This window comes from Shewanella benthica KT99, assembly GCF_000172075.1.
GTDB lineage: Bacteria > Pseudomonadota > Gammaproteobacteria > Enterobacterales > Shewanellaceae > Shewanella > Shewanella benthica_A.
Window position 1 is genome coordinate 48,619 of record NZ_ABIC01000004.1, and the last position, 18,072, is coordinate 66,690.

The window sequence follows — 18,072 nt, forward strand, 5'->3', positions numbered from 1 at the left end:
CCTTATATTGTAATAGTAGCTTTGCTTACCCTGACTAACTTGGGTCAATTATTGGCGCAAATAAAGATATTTATGGAGTGGTAGATGGCCTTTATACCTAGACCAATATTTAAACTTAAAATAGCTGCAACCAGGGTTTCCCCCGCGGCTGCGTTCATTGCCTTGATTGTCATCGGGGCATTATCGAGTGTCACGTCACCCACATTCGACTCAGCAACAAAAGCTGCCAAACTCGCCACAGCATCGACTCATACTCAAGGCGCTCGACTCAGCTTCAATCGATATCAGGCGGGATTTGCCTGTCGAGAAAATGGTTGGGAGTTTTGTGCAAAATGGGCATACCCAAGGGGCCTATTAGCTTAGTTTCTGGCGACTCTGCTGCTAATGTGCAGTAATACTGATCGTGTCCTTAATCCTCTGTCCACAATGCTCTTCATGCAACAAATTTAGTTAGATTCTACACCTTCGAGTATTCCCTTTTAAAGCAGGGCTTTCTGCAATCCATAATACTCCTTTATTTTTGGTCATTATTTCATGTCTTCATCTGAAGCCTCATATAGAATATCTTTGTGCACCTCAAAGCAGAGTACGATTTTACACCGGTTGTTATGCTATAAATTACGCCAATAAAAGCATGAAACACTAATGAGCTTAAAACGTTGGAATAAACAGATGGAAGTTGAAATGACATTAACACTCGCGAAGAAAATTTAAACACTGCTACAAGGCACATCCAATGGCGTTCTGCATTGGTGCGACATTAAGGTGGTCAATAAGTATCAACTGAGTAAGCAGGGAGCATGTGCAAAAAAGTTTATAATTGTTCAACAAACGATGGAATATTTCACTAGTGAGTCACTCTGGTTAACTAGTCGACACGTCATCAACAAAGCACTCAATCAACACTCGATAGTGCAAAATAAATTGAATATTCAGATATAACGAGAGGGTTTTATATGTGAGATGAAATGTATAAAAACCCTGTAAAAACAGCTCTGTTTGGCTACTTGGTATATATCGTTTCAATGACGTATATACATTGAATTGGCTTGTAGGCATTTCAGTTGTAAATTCGGATCCAACTTGCCAATGTCCCGAGTATCAAGAATGTTTTAAACTCGTATGTTAGATAATTTAACAATACTCCTAAACAGGAAACTGAATCAGTCGAGACCATAGATGGCGTTACCAGTAAGGAAATTGGTGCCTTACTCAATCAAGACAACCTGATCCTTTGTTATCAACCCAAAGTCGATATCAGCAGTCAGTCGATAGTGGGTTTCGAGGCGCTCTCAAGGTTATGTATCCAAGGCGATGGTTTTATCTATCCCGACCGCTTCATTCCTTTGATAAACGAGGCAGGATTGAATTGTCAATTCTCACAGCTAGTGTTAGATCAGGCCATGACTCAATGGGAGTTATGCCCAAATCTGCAACAATTCTCTCTCTCGGTTAATATCAGTGCAGCAGACCTGCTTTCTGAAACTTTCATTAATTACGTTATAAAAAAGAAAAATGAGCAGCCCAAGATTCGCCTCATCTTGGAGTTAACTGAATCCCAACAAACCATAGATCAAGATCAGGTACTGAGATCCATTGCTAAATTAATCATCAACGATATCACCATCTCCTTAGATGATTTCGGTAAAAGTTACTCAACCTTCGACCGTCTCGATAATATTCCATTCGATGAAATTAAGATCGATAAAGATTTTATCTCAGATCTGGACATCAATGCCAAACACCTGGCAATCGTCGAGTCGACGATTGCCTTAGCCCAAGGCTACTACTTTAGTCCGCCGATAGAAGGCCGTTACGTGACGGCTTGGGTAGACAGTTACAACCAATAATAAGGAGAGTGTATGGATAGCAATAATCATATTATTCATCAAAAAATACTTACATTTTTTAACCACCAGCATGAGGAAAAAAGGCTGTACCTGCTTGATATACTCAGTGAAGAGTTAGACTGTTTATTTGCTCAAGCTCAGGGATTAGATGCCTCAGAGCTTTCGCAGTTCTCATCATTAGCCCATAAGTTGAAGGGGATCTGCAGCTATTTATTGATCCCAAATGAAGCGTTTTTTTTCGATGCAAAGAGTAAACAGGAACTCATGTTTACTCTTTTAATGCTGCAAAATGAAATTAAGGTCGTTAAGTGTGAAATCTAGAGCCTCATCCTGTCTCTGTCTCTTTATCGGTTTGCTGGTGACCTTACTGGTCAATACCTTACTCTTGCATCACTCCTATAAAGAGTTTGAAGATGACTATCAGCATAAAGCGGATCTCTTGTTTAATTCGACGCATGATATGTTGCTGCAACATAAGATCATACTCAATGCCTTGCGATCACTGTTTAATGCTTCAGACATAGTCACCAAGGAAGAGTTTAATATTTTTTCCGAGGAGCTGTTAAAGATAAAATCAGCCGTTGCATTTACCCTGGATAATGATCACCGAGTTAAATACATATCGGATCCTAATTTTCAGTCTGAGATCTTAGCCGGCAAGGTACGAGTCGGTACCCATGGTAAGCTGGAATATTTGATGGATGGCTTCTCCAGTCTCATCGTGAACATAGATGAGCCAAATATGCCGCTGCTGGTGTATGCCATCTCCCATCAAAGGGTACAACAAAGATTAGAGTAACATAAGGGGATTTGTGCTCAACTGACCATAGGTGAAACATCTTTCACCAATGAATATTGCCATAATGAAGATGCTAATTGGCTGACCTCATTCTTTAAATATCAAGGCTCCGACTCTGCCAGCTTGCCAGAATATAATAAGAAATACAGTATTTCGGCCTGGTCTATCGCCCCGGCAGGCCGAACATATGAACTCTGCCTGCTGGTGTTATTTATCACGGTCATGGTGATGAGTCTGTCTGTACTCCTGTCACTTAAAATCAGCAATCATATGCGCTTCACCCAATTGGCCATTGAGACCAGGTCTAAATTTGCCATGTTGTCGAGCATCAACCATGAGATCCGCACGCCCATCAATGCGGTCTTAGGTTACAGCCAGATGCTCAAAGACAGTAATTACTGTGATGTATCCGGGCGAGACACCTTAGATAAAATCATCTGGTCGGCAAACCTGCTCAATAGCGTCGCAGAAAATACCCTGAATTTTTCAAAATCCGAAGCTGGCACCTGAGTTTAGACTACCGGGATATTAATTTTTTCGATGAACTCAATGCGATAAATGATTATTACAATGCCTTTAGTCAAACCCATGACAAGCGTCTAGTCATGAGAATACAAGCCGATATGCCGCAATATATCAGCCTAGACAGCACTAAGTTTTTCCAACTGACCACCAATTTTATCAATAATGCCTTTAAATACAGCAGCGGCAAAGAAGTCGTGTTCGATGCGTTTAAGACATCGACACCTCAAATAGTCGTCATGGATTACAGGCTGGCTAAAACTGATGGGATCAGCCTCATCGGCGAGATGCGGCGGCTTCAAACAGAAAATGTTCACTACTTTATCTTATCGGCTAACGACAAGAGTGAAATAGCCCGGCTAAGGTATGCCGGGCTTGTCTTACGAGCTTCTTATTAAACGGTTAACTTAAGTAAAATCATCGAAGGCTATCTGACTATCATCTACTTGTCTGGATTTCAGCAGCTCTATGGTCGAGCTCATCATGGGCGATGGACCACACAGATAAAACTCGGCCTTTCCTAATGATGATGCCAATTCAGTGCTCAGATCCTCTGCCAGATGATCCTGTACATATTTTCGCCCCATCCCCGCTATTCCCCTCGGTCGATGTGACCCGTGACAACACGGGAATATATTTGAAGTTAGGGAAAGTGGCCGCAAGTTGTCTGAACGCGTCTCGGTAAATAAGATCTGCCTGAGTACGGGCACCGAAATAGAAATGTATCGGCCGTGAGCTGTTGAATTTTATCAGCTGCTCCTCTATCAAGGCTTTCAGCGGCGCCATACCAGAGCCTGCTCCTATTAGCACCATAGGCGAAGTTGGATCAGTTTTAGCAGATTCTATCGCGAAGAACTCCTCAAATGGACCCACAGCTTCTATGGTTTTCCCAGGCGCTAGATTACAGATGTAACTCGAGCCGATACCGGGTTTAACTTTTTGATTTGGCGACGTCTGCATCTTTACCGTAAACACCAACTCATCGGTCTGAGCATCACCATTAGCCAAGGAGTAGTTACGACTGCAGGCTAAGTGCTCGTAGTCCATGTGTAACACTTCTTGCCAATGGTGCAGTAAGTCTGCGGGTAAATCGACGGGAATAGAGCTAGCTTGAGCCGCCGGGATGAAGAAGCGCATAAAGGCGCCGGCCTTAAATTCAAGCCGTTCACCGCTGACAGATTTAAAGCGCAGCTCCTTGATATAAGGGCTGAGAAACACGCTGCTTATCAAGCGCAATTCATGGCTCGCCGCCATAGTCACATCGACTAAGGTCAACTGTTTAAGCTCGTCACTGTTATGCTGACAAGCTAAACGATAACCCGCCTGCAACTCTTGCTCGGTCAACTGACTCTTATCCGCCGAAGTCATGTTAACCTTAGACTCCACTTTTATCTTACATCGGCCACATGTCCCGCCACCGCCACACGTCGAGGGCAGGGCGATATCATGATTGATCAGGCTATCGAGTAGATTTTCATGGCTAGACATGGCTAGACATGGCCAGCTTGCCCAAGCTTTTCGAGTGTTTATCGTAAATTTTTATTTTCTTGGTTTTAGCGAAATGACCGCCAAACAGAGATGCCAAGGTATATTGACCATTGAAGCCTAACTCTATGGTCCAGATCAGACCGGTAAAGGCGAAAAACAGGGTGAATACGGCGAAAACGATAATTTGAACATGATTAAAACTGCCTTCCTCGGTGTAATCCATGAAATGCAGCATAAAGGCGATATCGACGATACGTTTGTCATCGTTGGTGTGCGCCGCGAGCCTGCCAGAGCCTGCATCGAGATAGACGCGAGTGTTTATCTCGTCGTCAAAATCGATACGCCAGAGAATATTTTTCTCTTTTAGCCTGTCATCAAATGGTGGCCCTTGTTTAACGGCGCTGATTTAAACACACTGAAGTAAGTTAAAATAAGACCCAAAATAGCCGCCGTGAGAGAAAACAGTAAAAACCAGAATAATAACCAGTTGCTGGGATCTTCATCTTCATAATCCATTACATGCAGGCTGAACATAAGATCGAAGGTGCGCCAGAACTCATGACGTTTAGTCACCAATTTACCGGTCTCGGCCGACACATAAATAGAAGGGCTGCCAAAGTCATCGAAATTTACTCGCCATGCGGGTAACACCCGGCGGCTGAGTTTGAAAGGGGGGTCTTGTGTGATTAACTCGACTTCGGCGACATCACCGTCACCAGTGTAATAGTGTTGAGCGGCTTTGACTGCCATAGTTTGGTTAAGCGGAGATAATAGCTGGCCGCTATGAGCATCGATTAAAAAATCTTGTTCACCTTGCTTGAAGCGGTACACCTCTTTGTCGAGAAATACGCCCATTTCCAGACGCTCCGCGTCCGGGTAAGCCTGGATCAGCTTGGCTAAGGGATACGCTATGTTATCTTGGTTGATCTTAGTCTGATGATTCTCCACTAAGCTGTCGCCGTGAATATAATCAATATCGAAGATCACCATATAGGCCCCTGAAATGGACCAAATCACAAACTGCACACCCACAAATAGCATTAACCATCTATGGTATTTACGACTTATTTTCAATAAGTTCATTGTTGTTTTCCCTTGTCGACTTTACCGCACCGGTCATAGCCAGTGCCTTTGTTATTATAATGTCCAAACTGGCTATTAGTTAACAGCCAGACCGTTATTAACGAATAGCTAATCATCCGCGAGTGAATCCATATTCAATCGTGAGTTATGCGCCAAAGAGGAACAAGTCATTAAATAATCAAGCTCACGCGATGAAGCGAGTAACGCGCAGCTAAAAGATGCAGCCAACAATGTAAACTAAATACCTACTACTCTGTCTTTAAGTGCTAAACAATGGATTCCGGCCTAAAAGAGTGCCGGAAAGACGTACTATTCTGTCTTCCCAGACTCGTTGCGGGATCCAGCTTTATCTTTAAGTTCCAAGCAGTGGATTCCGGCCACAAGCATGCCGGAAAGACAATCAGGGAAGAACATGATCTCAGCTGTTAACCTTTAAACTTCTTCTTTATCCCTTTCCAGCACTGCGAATAATTCGGCTGGCGGGTCTTACCCTCTAAGGCAAACTTAGTCGGCTGTATGATGTAACGTGACTCGAACATAAACGCCATGGTGTTTTCATAACGCTGGGGAGCCAATTCGGCGTTCGATGCTTTCTCGAATACTTCGGCTTCGGGGCCATGGGGCGACATACAGTTATGTAGGCTAGATCCGCCGGGTACGAAGCCATGCTCCTTGGCATCGTACACACCCTCAATCAAGCCCATAAACTCACTCATCATGTTGCGATGATAATAAGGCGGTCTGAAAGTATTCTCGGCAACCATCCAACGTGGCGGGAACACCACAAAATCGATATTGGCGACACCTGGCGTACCAGAAGGGGAAGTCAGCACGGTAAAAATAGAAGGATCGGGATGATCGAAGCTCACTGTGTTGATCACATTGAAGCGTGAAAGGTCGTACTTGTAAGGCGCACTATTACCCGTCCAGGCAACCACATCGAAAGGGGAGTGGCCTATGTCACAGCGGAACAGGTTACCGCCAAACTTAGTGACTAATTCGAAATCACCTTGTTTATCTTCGAAACAGGCAATTGGATACTCAAAGTCGCGATCGTTGGCGTAACCGTTAGCGCCAACTGGGCCGCGCTCGGCCAATACATAAGGCTGGCCGTAGTTTTCACAAATATAGCCGCGAGCCGTGTCGGTGAGTAACTCGACAGAGAACTTAATACCACGAGGAATAACCGCAATCTCTCCGGCTTTAATGGCCAGCTTGCCACATTCGGTATGCAAGATAATTTCACCCAGCTCAGGCACAAACAAGAGCTCACCGTCGGCATTACAAAAATAACGGCCTTCCATCGAGCTGTTGGCCGCATAGATATGAATACCGATCCCAGCCTGGCCGTTAACGCTACCATTTGCAGCCATAGTGACTAAACCATCGATAAAATCGGTTTTTTCCGTCGGTAACTCGACAGGATCCCAACGTAACATAGACGGCGGGGTGACGACTTCTGTGATGGGCGCACTGCGAACCAAGGCATTGTCTATCGCTTCATATTCACCTTGAACCACAGAAGGGCGAATACGGTAGAACCAGTTGCGGCGATTATCACAGCGAGGCGCGGTAAAAGCGGTGACATTAAACTGCTCAGCATACAGGTCATATTTTACCTTCTGTGGGCTAAACTGACCGATAGGCAGAGCGCCTGGGAGGACTTCGGTCTCAAACTCGTTACCAAAACCTGTCATGTATTCTAGTTCAATAGTCATGCTTGCTTATCCTCTTTGGCACCCAAATTCACACTAAGATGATCTGATTCTTGTATTGATATTTTGCTCTATCACGACAAAACTACTCTCAAGCGAGACTAGTTTCAATCTTTATGCTATAAATAGTCACGAGGTTTTCAGACAACTTTGGCTATAATTTGTAAATGAAACGGTACGAATTGATTCTGCAGTAAACTAGTCTCGCATGAGAATGAATCAGTACCCGTACGCCCTAAAAAAGAACTAAATAAAGTACTAAACAAAGAGCAAACAATGAAAGAGAAAGCTAATGCCTGAATCACGCGAATCCAGTCTCATGTTAAAGCACTTCCTTCCCTATCGATTAGTGAACCTGGCTCAAAACGTGAGTGAAAAGTTTGCCGAGGTCTACCAGAGTGAATTTAATCTAACCACACCAGAGTGGAGGATACTGGTCCACCTTGCCGAGCATGATGATCGCAATAATGGCAATGGCAAAAGCGACCCAAGTGATGACAGGGATGAGAAAGAAGAGAGAAATACAAGTACTGACTCAGCAGGCATTAGCGCCAAAGACCTCACCGTACTGGCATCGATGGACAAGTCCACCGTCTCACGCGCAGTCAAAGTCATGTTAGACAAGGGCTACCTGATAAAACGGCTCGATGAAAATGACAAACGCGCCTCGGTGTTGGCATTAACGCAGCAGGGCAAGCACCTATATCAAACCATAGTCCCCAAAGCCCTAGCCTGGGAAGCCGACTTGTTGGACGTACTCAGCGCATCCGAATACCGCGACCTGATGCGAATAATAGATAAACTGGATAATAGATTAGTGTAAATCTGTATGTTGTCATCTGACCGCCACGGGTCAGTGATACTCCCGATATCATTCAGACATTCCCCATATCCCTATGGGTCAGGGCGGAAATGTCGATTTGTGGCGACTATAGGGATATAGGAGGTAGAGTGAAGCATGGATGCCAGAACCGAGAGCAATTATCGACCCGGCACTCCTCTAGTGGTCTTCCCGGACTTGTTCCGGGATCCAGCTCTTGTCTTTAAGGTCTAAGCAGTAGATTCCGGCCAACAAGCATGCCGGAAAGACGGTAGGTAAGCATATCGAAACGACCTACTATTGGTCTTCCCGGACTCGTTCCGGGATCCAGCTTTGTTGTTGATTTTAGAGACTGGAAACGAACGCTTGCGGGTAAACAGCTTAGTTTGGATGCGCTACTCAGCTCCAAACGACAAATCTGGGCCGGAAGCCAGCAAAGCAGCATGGATTAACAGTCGAAGGTATCGCGCGCATACGTTCTGATGTCTCTTTGACACTGCAAGTCAAAACCATTGATAACTAATATGTTCTAGGCCAAGCAAACAGGATATTTCACTATTCTTTTATCTGCGTCACTATGGTAACGTCTTTTGCATAATTGATAGTTATATCAAATGAGTAACTATCAATTATAAAGCACCAATTAGGTAACCAATCAGCGCAGAGGGAATCGCGACCGTGACAACTGAGACCTATGCCAGCCTCAACAACAGCTTTTATAACACCAATGCCGAACAACTGGCAGAGCAGTATCTGTCTAAGTCTTTCGAAGAGGTTCACGCGTCCTGGCTCGCACATCTGCCCAGCATACTTAACGTTTCGTCCAGTGACGGCATCACGACTCATGCCCCTTTAACCAGCTCTTCTTTAATACATTCTCCTTCGATACACAGTGCTAATAACAGTCCTATCCGCATCCTGGATATCGGCGCCGGAGCGGGGCGCGATGCTAAATATCTGGCCGAGCAGGGCACAGCGAGTCAAGCGGTGCAAGTCTATGCCGTCGAGCCCGCGCAAACTTTGGCTAACCTGGGCAAGCAGCTGACTTCTGGTCTTAATGTCAGGTGGTTTCAGGATTCATTGCCCGCCTTAGATACCGTCAGTCGTCAAGAGGTCGGCTTCGATCTTATCCTGCTCAGCGCCGTGTGGATGCATATACCTGTGTCCCAGCGTGCTCGCTCAATTCGTAAGCTGGCCAATCTACTCAAGCCAAACGGCAAGCTGGTTATCAGCTTACGCCATGGCCCAAGTGGCGATGCTCGCAAGATGCACGACGTCAGTATCGAGGAGCTGGAAACTCTGGGACGTGATGTCGGCTTAGCGGTTATCGACAAGACCGCCATGGATACAGATAAGCTGGGACGGCCCGCCGTGCATTGGCAGACGGTGGTGTTGCAATTGCCGGACGATGGCATGGGGGCTTTTCCAACCCTAAGACACATCATAATCAACGACGATAAGTCGTCGACCTACAAATTAGCCTTGTTGCGTGTGCTGCTGCGTATCGCCGATGGTCATCCCGGCGCGGTAACCCGCACAGAAGAAAATAATGTCATTATCCCTATGGGCTTAGTGGCGCTGTATTGGTGCCATCAGTTTAAACCTCTGCTGGATAACCTCAATATCAGGCAAAATTCCGATCCTACAAAGGGCATGGGGTTCGTTAAGGCAAACGGCTGGAACTTACTCAAGGCTAGAGTGGCAGATGATTACGTCGTGGGAAACCTGTTTATCGGTGATGATGCTAAGGCGCTACATCGCACTCTGTCAGTCGCCGCACAAACCATACGAGATATGCCGTGTAAATATATCAAACTAGCCAACACCGACAAGCAGCTGTTTCATGTCGACTATAAAAAAGTGACTGCCAAAGACAGCTTGTTTCTCGACATCAACAGCCTTAGCCAATGGGGTGACTTTATCTTACCGGAAACCATCTGGTTGGCTTTTTCGCGATACGCCTGTTGGATAGAGCCGGTACTGGTCAACGAGTGGGTCAATGTGATGCAGGCTTACCGAGGCAATGAGTCCTTCGAACGCCAATATTTACTCAACGGCCTAAACTGGCTGGAGCCGATCAGAACAACCAGCGAAGTGCGCAGTCGGGTCGAGCAACTAAAAGCGGATAAGCAGCCACTTCACTGCGTGTGGACGGACAAGAAATTACCGTCAAAATACGATATCGACCACTGCATGCCCTTTTCGCGCTGGCCCAATAACGATCTGTGGAACTTGTTGCCAAGTAGCAGCAAGGCCAACAATGACAAGCGTGACAAACTACCGGCCAATGCCCGTCTAGCGAACGCCGAAAACCTGATCACCCATTGGTGGCAACAGGCCTGGCTCGATAATCCCAGCCTTAAGGGCGGCATAAGCGCCGAGCAAAGATTTTTCGCCGAGGCCAATCTGGCACTTCCTGGTTTGAAGCCCGACAATGACCGGCTTAGTGACGTCTTCGGCGCGCTGATGATGCAAAGAGACAGACTCAGGGAAATGCAGCAGTTACGGGAATGGTAAGTAGACAATGATGTGTATTTGGCGGCAAACAGCAAGATTAACCCATTTATTGGCCATTTTTGCGGTTAACAAGTCTATGTTGCTTATAAAAGCCTGTGTCTTACTGCTGACATTACTGGCGGTACTTCCTGTTGCTGCTTTTGAGACCACGCAAGTGGTGACCTCCTCAAGCGAGAGCTATCAACAATATACTGCCGCCACCTGCATTCTTATCGACAGCGAGATGCAGGATAAGACACCAAATTCAGCACGATATCTCGAGTTGAAACGGCAACATACGCGCCATTGCCAAGCCCCACTCACTGCCAAACATGCCGCACGCGTACTTGGCAATGCCAATACACCTAAGTCTATTAATATATTCGATTTTATCGAGGATAACAGCCAAGATGAGCCACAAGCCCGCGCACAATATGAATCGGCAAGACCCACTGTGTCAGCTACAAAACGTATGCCTGAGGCCAGAACTAATATTCTTTATCCTTTGTTAGTAACCATATTGCCCTGGTTTATCTTACTGCTAGTGTTTTCTTTGCTGCTGGGGGTCATGGGGCGATATTTTAAAAAACATGCGGCGAGACGGCGGGGCCAGGCCGGTGAGAAACGAATCGAAAAACGACTCAAGTCATGCTTTGCCAAGGGGGAGTGCAGAATTTTTACCAACCTTGTGCTAAGCACAGACTCAGGCAGCTTAACTGAAGTGGATCTGGTGCTCCTGTGTCGCAGTGGGGTATTTGTTATCGAGAGCAAGAACTATCGCGGCTGGATTTTCGGTGATCCCAAGCGCGCCACATGGACTCAGGTACTGCATAAACGTCGCAGCCAATTTCAAAATCCCCTCCACCAGAACTATAAGCACTGCCTCGCCATTGCTCATTGTCTGGGGCTGGCAACGGGAATTGAGTCGCTGGTGGTGTTCAGCGACCAAGTCACATTTAAAACTCAGATGCCCGCAAATGTAGTTCAGGAGGTTGGGCTAGTCAGTTATATCCGCTCTTTTAAGCATGAAGTGTTTACCGCAGCAGAATTTAATCGGCATGGGGAGCGGCTTGCAGATGTGCAGTTGTTGTCTGATAAAGCGGCAAAACGCCGTCATCTCGATGAGCTGAATATGCGTAGAAAAGAGCCAAAAATGTCGGCAATAGATTGAGAAAAGATAAATTGATCATGATCTAGAGCCAGAGCAGCCCAGTCTTTAATCTGGGTTTGTAATATAAGGTTTTACAAGTATTTCTAGCGTCAAAGCTAGATACATGCTGATACTTTTTAGCTCGTTGATTATCTAGATCAAACTAATGCTATTTCAGTGGGCTATACCCGATCAATACTACTGCGTTCTAGGGTTAATTATGCCAGAATCAATCACTGTAACTGTTTGTTATCTACTGAGAAGGACCTTGTTAGGCTATGAGCATCAATAAAGCTAAGTTAACTGAAACAGACATCATCACTAAATTTATCATGCCAGCGGTACAAGATGCCGGTTGGGATTTGATGAAACAAATACGCCAAGAAGTTAAGCTACGCGATGGTAAAGTTATCGTTCGCGGCGCTATCGCTATGCGTACCACGGTTAAGTCGGCTGACATTGTGCTTTACCATAAACCTCATATGCCATTGGCTGTGATTGAAGCTAAGGCCAATAAACACGAAATAGGCAAAGGTATGCAACAAGGGCTTGATTATGCCCGCTTGCTCGAAGTGCCATTTATCTTTGCTTCCAACGGCGATGGTTTTATTTTTCATGACAAAACTAATCCGGCACAACTTGAAACGCGCATAGAGTTATCTGATTTTCCAACGCCTCAACAGCTTTGGCAAAAGTATTGCGCTTATCGTGGTTATACCGAAGCACAGTTACCGTTAATCACGCAAGACTATCATGACGATGGCAGTGGCAAAGCGCCACGTTATTATCAAATACAAGCAATAAACAAGACCATAGAAGCCATTTCTCGTCAGCAAAATCGTATCTTGTTGGTTATGGCCACAGGTACGGGTAAAACCTATACCGCTTTTCAAATTATTTGGCGTCTATGGAAGTCGCGGCAGAAGAAACGCATTTTATTTTTAGCGGATCGAACAGCATTAATTGATCAAACTAAGAAAAATGACTTTCAACCTTTTGGCACTGCAATGACCTGGGCTAAGAACAGAACAATAGACCCTGCATTTGAAATACACTTAGCACTTTATCAAGCATTAACCGGCCCAGAAGAACATCAAAAAGCGTATAAACAGGTTTCACAAGATTTCTTTGATCTCATCATCATTGACGAATGCCACCGTGGCAGTGCCGCTGACGATAGTGCATGGCGTGAAATACTTGAATACTTTACCTCTGCTACGCAAATAGGCTTAACGGCTACGCCTAAAGAAACGGAAGAAGTATCAAACATAGATTACTTCGGCGAACCTACTTATACCTATACATTAAAAGAAGGCATTGAAGACGGTTTCTTAGCACCTTATAAAGTGGTTCGGGTAGATCTTGATATTGATGCCCAAGGCTGGCGACCAGAAAAAGGTCAAGTAGATGATAACGGCGAACTCATTGAAGACCGTATCTACAATATAAAAGACTTCGACCGCACCATAGTCATTAAAAACCGTACCGAGCTAGTAGCACAAACCATTACCAGTTATTTACAACGTACCGACCCTATGGCGAAAACCATTATCTTTTGTAACGACATTGACCATGCTGATCGTATGCGCCGTGCATTAGTTAACTTAAACCCTGAGCAAGTGGCAAAAAACGAAAAATACGTCATGAAAATTACCGGCGATGATGAAATAGGCAAAGCTCAGTTAGAAAACTTTTGTAACCCTAAAAAAGCCTATCCGGTTATTGTCACCACCTCAGAGTTAATGACTACCGGGGTAGATGCTAAAACCTGTAAATTAATCGTGCTTGATCAAAACATCCAGTCGATAACCAAGTTTAAACAAATCATCGGCCGTGGTACTCGCATTGATGAAAAGTTTGGCAAACTATGGTTTACCATTCTTGATTTCAAAAAAGCCACTGAATTGTTTGCGGATGATCGCTTTGACGGTGTACCTGAAAAAATAATGGTGACAAAACCAGAAGATATTATCGAAGATGAAGACGGCTCATTTATTGACGAGTTAACGGGAGTCGAGCCCGACACAGAGGATGGTAGCACTGACGGCATAAATGAACCTGAACAAGATTACGACTCAGGTAGCGGATCAGATCTCGGTGAAATGGACAGTGACTGGGGAGACGACCAAGATGAAAAACGTTTTATCAAATTCCAAGTTTCCGGCGTAACCGTTAAAAAAATAGCTGAACGTGTGCAGTATTACGACAGTGACGGCAAGTTAGTTACCGAGTCGTTTAAAGACTACACCCGTAAAACCATACAAAAGCAGTTTACCTCACTGGATGATTTTACCCGTAAGTGGCAAAATGCCGATCGCAAACAAGCCATCATAGATGAATTAGCCAATCAAGGCGTTATTTGGCAAGCGTTAGCAGAAGATGTTAGTAAAGATCTCGACCCTTTTGATTTAATTTGCCATGTGGTTTACGACCAACCCGCACTAACCCGTAAAGAGCGCGCCGAAAATGTCAAAAAGCGCAATTATTTCACTAAATACTCAGCCGTCGCGCAAAAGGTACTCAATGCTCTGCTTGACGCCTATGCCGATGAAGGTGTGCAGGCTATTGAAGGCAAAGATGCCTTAAAAGCGAATACCATCGTTGCCTTTGGTCGACCGCTTGAAATCGCCAAGAAGGCCTTTGGCGGGGCGAAGCAATATAATGCCGCCATTAGTGAGTTAGAACACTTGTTATATCAATCAAGCAACGAAGCAAGCAAGAAATTAGCCTAAACAGCTGCCGGTTGGGCGCTAGTCCGACCCTTTAGTCATTAAAAGCAATTAAATACCCGTTAAATACCAATTAAAGAGAAAACAATGTCAATCAGTTCAGTCATTAAATCCATTCAAGATATTATGCGTAAAGATGCCGGTATAGACGGTGACGCGCAACGATTAGGGCAAATGTCTTGGTTACTGTTTTTGAAAATATTTGATGCCCAAGAAGAAGAGCTAGAATTTGAACAAAGTGATTATCAAAGCCCGTTACCTGAGCAATTTCTATGGCGCAATTGGGCGGCCGACAACCAAGGGATCACCGGTGAAGAGCTGTTATATTTTGTTAACAATAAACTCTTTGTTGAGCTAAAAAACCTGTATGCACCTCTAGATATCAATCCGCGTGGATTTGTGGTGAAAGAAGCGTTAAGCGATGCCTTTAATTACATGAAAAACGGTACCTTGCTGCGCCAGGTGATCAACAAACTTAACGATATCGATTTTACCAATTCGGAAGAACGTCACTTGTTTGGTGACTTGTACGAGCAAATATTAAAAGACTTACAAAGCGCCGGTAATGCCGGTGAATTTTACACCCCGCGGGCGATAACCCGCTTTATCGTTGACCGTATTGATCCTAAGTTGGGTGAAAGTATTCTCGACCCCGCTTGTGGCACCGGTGGCTTTTTAGCCTGTAGTTTTGATCATGTAAAAAATAATTATATTAAAAACAACACTACCGATTTACCTATCTTACAACGACAAATTCACGGCGTTGAAAAAAAGCAATTACCGCATTTACTCTGTACCACCAATATGCTGTTACACGGCATTGAAGTACCCACCCAAATTAAGCACGGCAATACCCTAAGCAAACCACTTTCTAGCTGGGATGACGAGTACGATATCATTGTTACCAATCCACCATTTGGTGGCACCGAAGAAGACGGCATTGAAAAGAATTTCCCCACTGAATATCGCACCCGTGAAACCGCCGATTTGTTCTTGCAATTAATCATTGAAGTGCTTAAAGAGCCTTCAGCGGGCAAAGAGGGTGGCCGTGCTGCGGTAGTCTTACCTGATGGCACCTTGTTTGGTGAAGGGGTTAAAACCAAAATTAAAAAATTGCTCACAGAAGAGTGTAACCTGCACACCATAGTGCGTTTACCTAACGGGGTGTTTGCGCCGTATACCAGTATTAAAACTAACATACTGTTCTTCACTAAAGGCAAGCCAACGACAAAAGTATGGTTCTACGAGCATCCATACCCAGCGGGCGTTAAAAGTTACAACAAAACTAAACCGATGAAGTTTGCAGAGTTCCAAACTGAAATTGACTGGTGGGGCACCGAGGCCGATGGTTTTGCCAGCCGCAAAACTACCGAGCAAGCATGGCAGGTTAGCATTGACGATATTATTGCCCGTAACTTCAATCTTGATATTAAAAACCCTCATGTGGGTGAAGTGATCAGTCACGATCCACAAGAGCTATTAGCCGATTACTCCAAGCAACAAGCTGATATTCAAGCCTTACGTGATCAGCTCAAAGATATTTTATCTGCGGCACTTGCTAGTGATGGTAAGTAATCATGGCAGATATAACTAACCTAGTGAAAGACCTAGTTACCGACAATATAGATCTGTGGACTAATGCCATTAAAAAGCGCAAAGCAGTTGGGCGCGGCTCTAGTAAGAAAATTGAGCTGGTGGGCATTAAAAAGTTACGCGAACTCATTCTGGAGTTAGCGGTGCGTGGTAAGTTAGTGCCACAAGATGATAATGATGAACCAGCGTCGGTATTGCTTGAAAAAATCGCAGCAGAAAAAGCGCAGTTGATTGCTGATAAGAACGTTACTAGTAAAAAGCAGAAGCCTTTGCCTGCAATAACTGATGAAGAAAAAATGTTTGAACTGCCTAGTAGTTGGGCTTGGTCTAGAATGGGAGATTTAGCACAATATCAGAAAGGCTATGCTTTCAAATCTAAAGACTATTTAGATAGTGGCTTCATGATTACAAAAATTCAAAACCTCACAGATAATCATACTCAAAACTCTGTATATATAGCACCTGCAAAAGCGATGGAGTCTAAACAATATCTTCTTTCTGATGGCGATATTGTTATGACGACCGTTGGAAGTTGGTTCACAGCTCCAATTTCCGCGGTGGGCAGATCATTTTTAATTAGTAAACTATTTGATAATTCTTTATTAAATCAAAATGCAGTCAGGATAAGCTCAGTGAAAGAGTTTGATCCAATGTATCTATATATATGTGTTAACTCTCCAATATTCAAAAATTATTTAGTAAAAGAAGCACAAGGAACTGCTAATCAGGCCAGCATTACTCAGGCAAGTATTAAACATTTTTTAATTTGCGTCCCACCACTAGCAGAACAACACCGCATTGTTGCTAAAGCTGATGAACTGATGACCTTGTGTGACCAGTTAGAGCAACAAACCGAAGAAAGCCTTAGCGCACACCAAACCTTGGTTGAAGTCCTACTGTCGACGCTCACAGAAAGTAAGAGCGCAGAAGATTTTCAAACAAGTTGGCAACGTATCGCCGAGTACTTTGACCTACTGTTCACCACTGAACTCAGCATAGAGAAACTAAAACAAACCATCCTACAGTTAGCGGTCATGGGCAAACTTGTGCCACAAAACCCAAGTGACGAACCCGCAAGCGTATTACTTGAAAAAATAGCCGAAGAAAAAGCGCAGCTAATTTCCGATAAGAAAATCAAAAAGCAAAAAGCATTACCTGCGATTACTGATGAAGAAAAACCGTTTGAACTACCTAGTGGTTGGGAATTTGAAAGATTAGGAAACTTAACTTCAAGGCTTGGTTCTGGTAGTACACCTCGCGGTGGACAAAGTGCGTATGTTGATAAAGGTATTATATTTTTGCGTTCGCAAAATGTTTGGAATGACGGCTTAAAGTTAGATGATACGGCTTACATAACAGATGAAACGCACGATAAAATGGTAAATACTCATGTATTTCCTAACGATGTTTTGCTGAATATTACCGGTGCTTCTTTAGGTCGTTCAATTATTTTCCCTGAAAAGCTAGTTACTGCAAATGTTAGTCAGCATGTAACGATAATAAGATTGTTAGAAGTAAGTATGTGTAAATTTTTACACTTGGGAATTATGTCACCTTTAGTTCAAAAACTTGTTTGGGGTCGTCAAGTGGGAATGGCAATTGAAGGTTTAAGTAAAAAAGTTCTAGAGCAATTTGAATTTCCAGTACCTCCTCTAGCAGAACAACAGCGCATAGTTGCGAAAGTCGATGAATTGATGGCCTTGTGTGAGCAACTCAAAGCCCGCTTAAGCGACGCCCAAACCACCCAACTACACCTTGCCGATGCAGTGGTTAGTAATAGCCTTAAGTAAACAAACATTAAGCGAATACGCGTTAAATTAACCGTCA

General features: G+C 44.2%; 18 protein-coding genes. 13 read left to right on the forward strand and 5 right to left on the reverse strand.

What is annotated here, in order from left to right; all coding sequences use genetic code 11:
- The first annotated feature begins 84 nt into the window (after positions 1-84).
- The 6 genes from KT99_RS21890 (at position 85) to KT99_RS19990 (ending at position 3,569) form a co-directional block, all read left to right on the forward strand.
- Positions 85-363, forward strand: a complete 279-nt coding sequence (locus KT99_RS21890; RefSeq protein WP_157752174.1) for a hypothetical protein — start codon at positions 85-87, stop codon at positions 361-363.
- An 836-nt stretch (positions 364-1,199) separates the two neighbouring features.
- Positions 1,200-1,850 (forward strand): EAL domain-containing protein, encoded by a 651-nt coding sequence (locus KT99_RS02435; RefSeq protein ID WP_269764031.1) that lies wholly within the window; start codon positions 1,200-1,202, stop codon positions 1,848-1,850.
- Between the two features lie 12 nt (positions 1,851-1,862).
- Positions 1,863-2,171 (forward strand): hypothetical protein, encoded by a 309-nt coding sequence (locus KT99_RS02440; RefSeq protein WP_005496647.1) that lies wholly within the window; start codon positions 1,863-1,865, stop codon positions 2,169-2,171.
- Positions 2,161-2,649: a hypothetical protein gene (locus KT99_RS19980; RefSeq protein ID WP_005496649.1), complete on the forward strand. Its 489-nt coding sequence runs from the start codon at positions 2,161-2,163 to the stop codon at positions 2,647-2,649. Before KT99_RS02440 ends, KT99_RS19980 begins: the two co-directional genes overlap by 11 nt.
- 123 nt (positions 2,650-2,772) lie before the next feature.
- A complete protein-coding gene (locus KT99_RS19985; protein WP_005496651.1) occupies positions 2,773-3,159 on the forward strand; it encodes a histidine kinase dimerization/phospho-acceptor domain-containing protein in 387 nt (128 codons plus the stop codon).
- 95 nt (positions 3,160-3,254) lie between these two features.
- A complete protein-coding gene (locus tag KT99_RS19990) occupies positions 3,255-3,569 on the forward strand; it encodes a response regulator (RefSeq protein WP_005496653.1) in 315 nt (104 codons plus the stop codon).
- 9 nt (positions 3,570-3,578) lie between these two features.
- Here KT99_RS19990 and KT99_RS22505 read toward each other — a convergent pair whose 3' ends face one another.
- From KT99_RS22505 to KT99_RS22515, 3 genes are read right to left on the reverse strand one after another with little or no spacing between them, the layout of a single operon-like run.
- A complete protein-coding gene (locus KT99_RS22505) occupies positions 3,579-3,707 on the reverse strand; it encodes a hypothetical protein (RefSeq protein ID WP_005496655.1) in 129 nt (42 codons plus the stop codon).
- Position 3,708: 1 nt separating this feature from the next.
- Positions 3,709-4,659, reverse strand: a complete 951-nt coding sequence (locus KT99_RS22510; RefSeq protein WP_005496657.1) for a 2Fe-2S iron-sulfur cluster-binding protein — start codon at positions 4,657-4,659, stop codon at positions 3,709-3,711.
- Positions 4,652-4,882 (reverse strand): hypothetical protein, encoded by a 231-nt coding sequence (locus KT99_RS22515; RefSeq protein ID WP_005496658.1) that lies wholly within the window; start codon positions 4,880-4,882, stop codon positions 4,652-4,654. Before KT99_RS22515 ends, KT99_RS22510 begins: the two co-directional genes overlap by 8 nt.
- 3 nt (positions 4,883-4,885) lie before the next feature.
- Between KT99_RS22515 and KT99_RS22520 the strand changes: the two genes are divergently transcribed.
- On the forward strand, positions 4,886-5,026 hold the full coding sequence (locus KT99_RS22520; RefSeq protein ID WP_005496660.1) for a hypothetical protein: 141 nt from the start codon (positions 4,886-4,888) through the stop codon (positions 5,024-5,026).
- On the opposite strand, the gene KT99_RS02460 is transcribed toward KT99_RS22520, so the two are convergent.
- Complete coding sequence (locus KT99_RS02460) at positions 5,023-5,742, reverse strand: hypothetical protein (protein WP_040571513.1); 720 nt, start codon at positions 5,740-5,742, stop codon at positions 5,023-5,025. The two genes, KT99_RS22520 and KT99_RS02460, sit on opposite strands and share 4 nt — an antisense overlap.
- Positions 5,743-6,167: 425 nt before the next feature.
- Positions 6,168-7,460 carry a homogentisate 1,2-dioxygenase gene (hmgA, locus tag KT99_RS02465; RefSeq protein ID WP_005496663.1) on the reverse strand — a complete coding sequence of 431 codons (1,293 nt, stop codon included), beginning with the start codon at positions 7,458-7,460 and terminating at the stop codon, positions 6,168-6,170.
- Between the two features lie 289 nt (positions 7,461-7,749).
- Here hmgA and KT99_RS02470 point away from each other — a divergent pair, with 289 nt between their 5' ends.
- The 6 genes from KT99_RS02470 (at position 7,750) to KT99_RS02495 (ending at position 18,035) form a co-directional block, all read left to right on the forward strand.
- The gene (locus tag KT99_RS02470; RefSeq protein ID WP_005496665.1) at positions 7,750-8,280 is read left to right on the forward strand and encodes a MarR family winged helix-turn-helix transcriptional regulator; all 531 of its coding nucleotides are present in this window, start codon (positions 7,750-7,752) and stop codon (positions 8,278-8,280) included.
- A gap of 675 nt (positions 8,281-8,955) precedes the next feature.
- A complete protein-coding gene (locus KT99_RS02475) occupies positions 8,956-10,794 on the forward strand; it encodes a class I SAM-dependent methyltransferase (protein WP_005496667.1) in 1,839 nt (612 codons plus the stop codon).
- Between the two features lie 7 nt (positions 10,795-10,801).
- Positions 10,802-11,944, forward strand: a complete 1,143-nt coding sequence (locus KT99_RS20000) for a nuclease-related domain-containing protein (RefSeq protein ID WP_050774299.1) — start codon at positions 10,802-10,804, stop codon at positions 11,942-11,944.
- Between the two features lie 257 nt (positions 11,945-12,201).
- Positions 12,202-14,655, forward strand: a complete 2,454-nt coding sequence (gene hsdR / locus KT99_RS02485; RefSeq protein ID WP_005496671.1) for an EcoAI/FtnUII family type I restriction enzme subunit R — start codon at positions 12,202-12,204, stop codon at positions 14,653-14,655.
- Between the two features lie 84 nt (positions 14,656-14,739).
- Complete coding sequence (locus KT99_RS02490; RefSeq protein ID WP_005496673.1) at positions 14,740-16,227, forward strand: N-6 DNA methylase; 1,488 nt, start codon at positions 14,740-14,742, stop codon at positions 16,225-16,227.
- Positions 16,228-16,229: 2 nt separating this feature from the next.
- On the forward strand, positions 16,230-18,035 hold the full coding sequence (locus tag KT99_RS02495) for a restriction endonuclease subunit S (protein ID WP_005496674.1): 1,806 nt from the start codon (positions 16,230-16,232) through the stop codon (positions 18,033-18,035).
- Positions 18,036-18,072 lie beyond the last annotated feature (37 nt).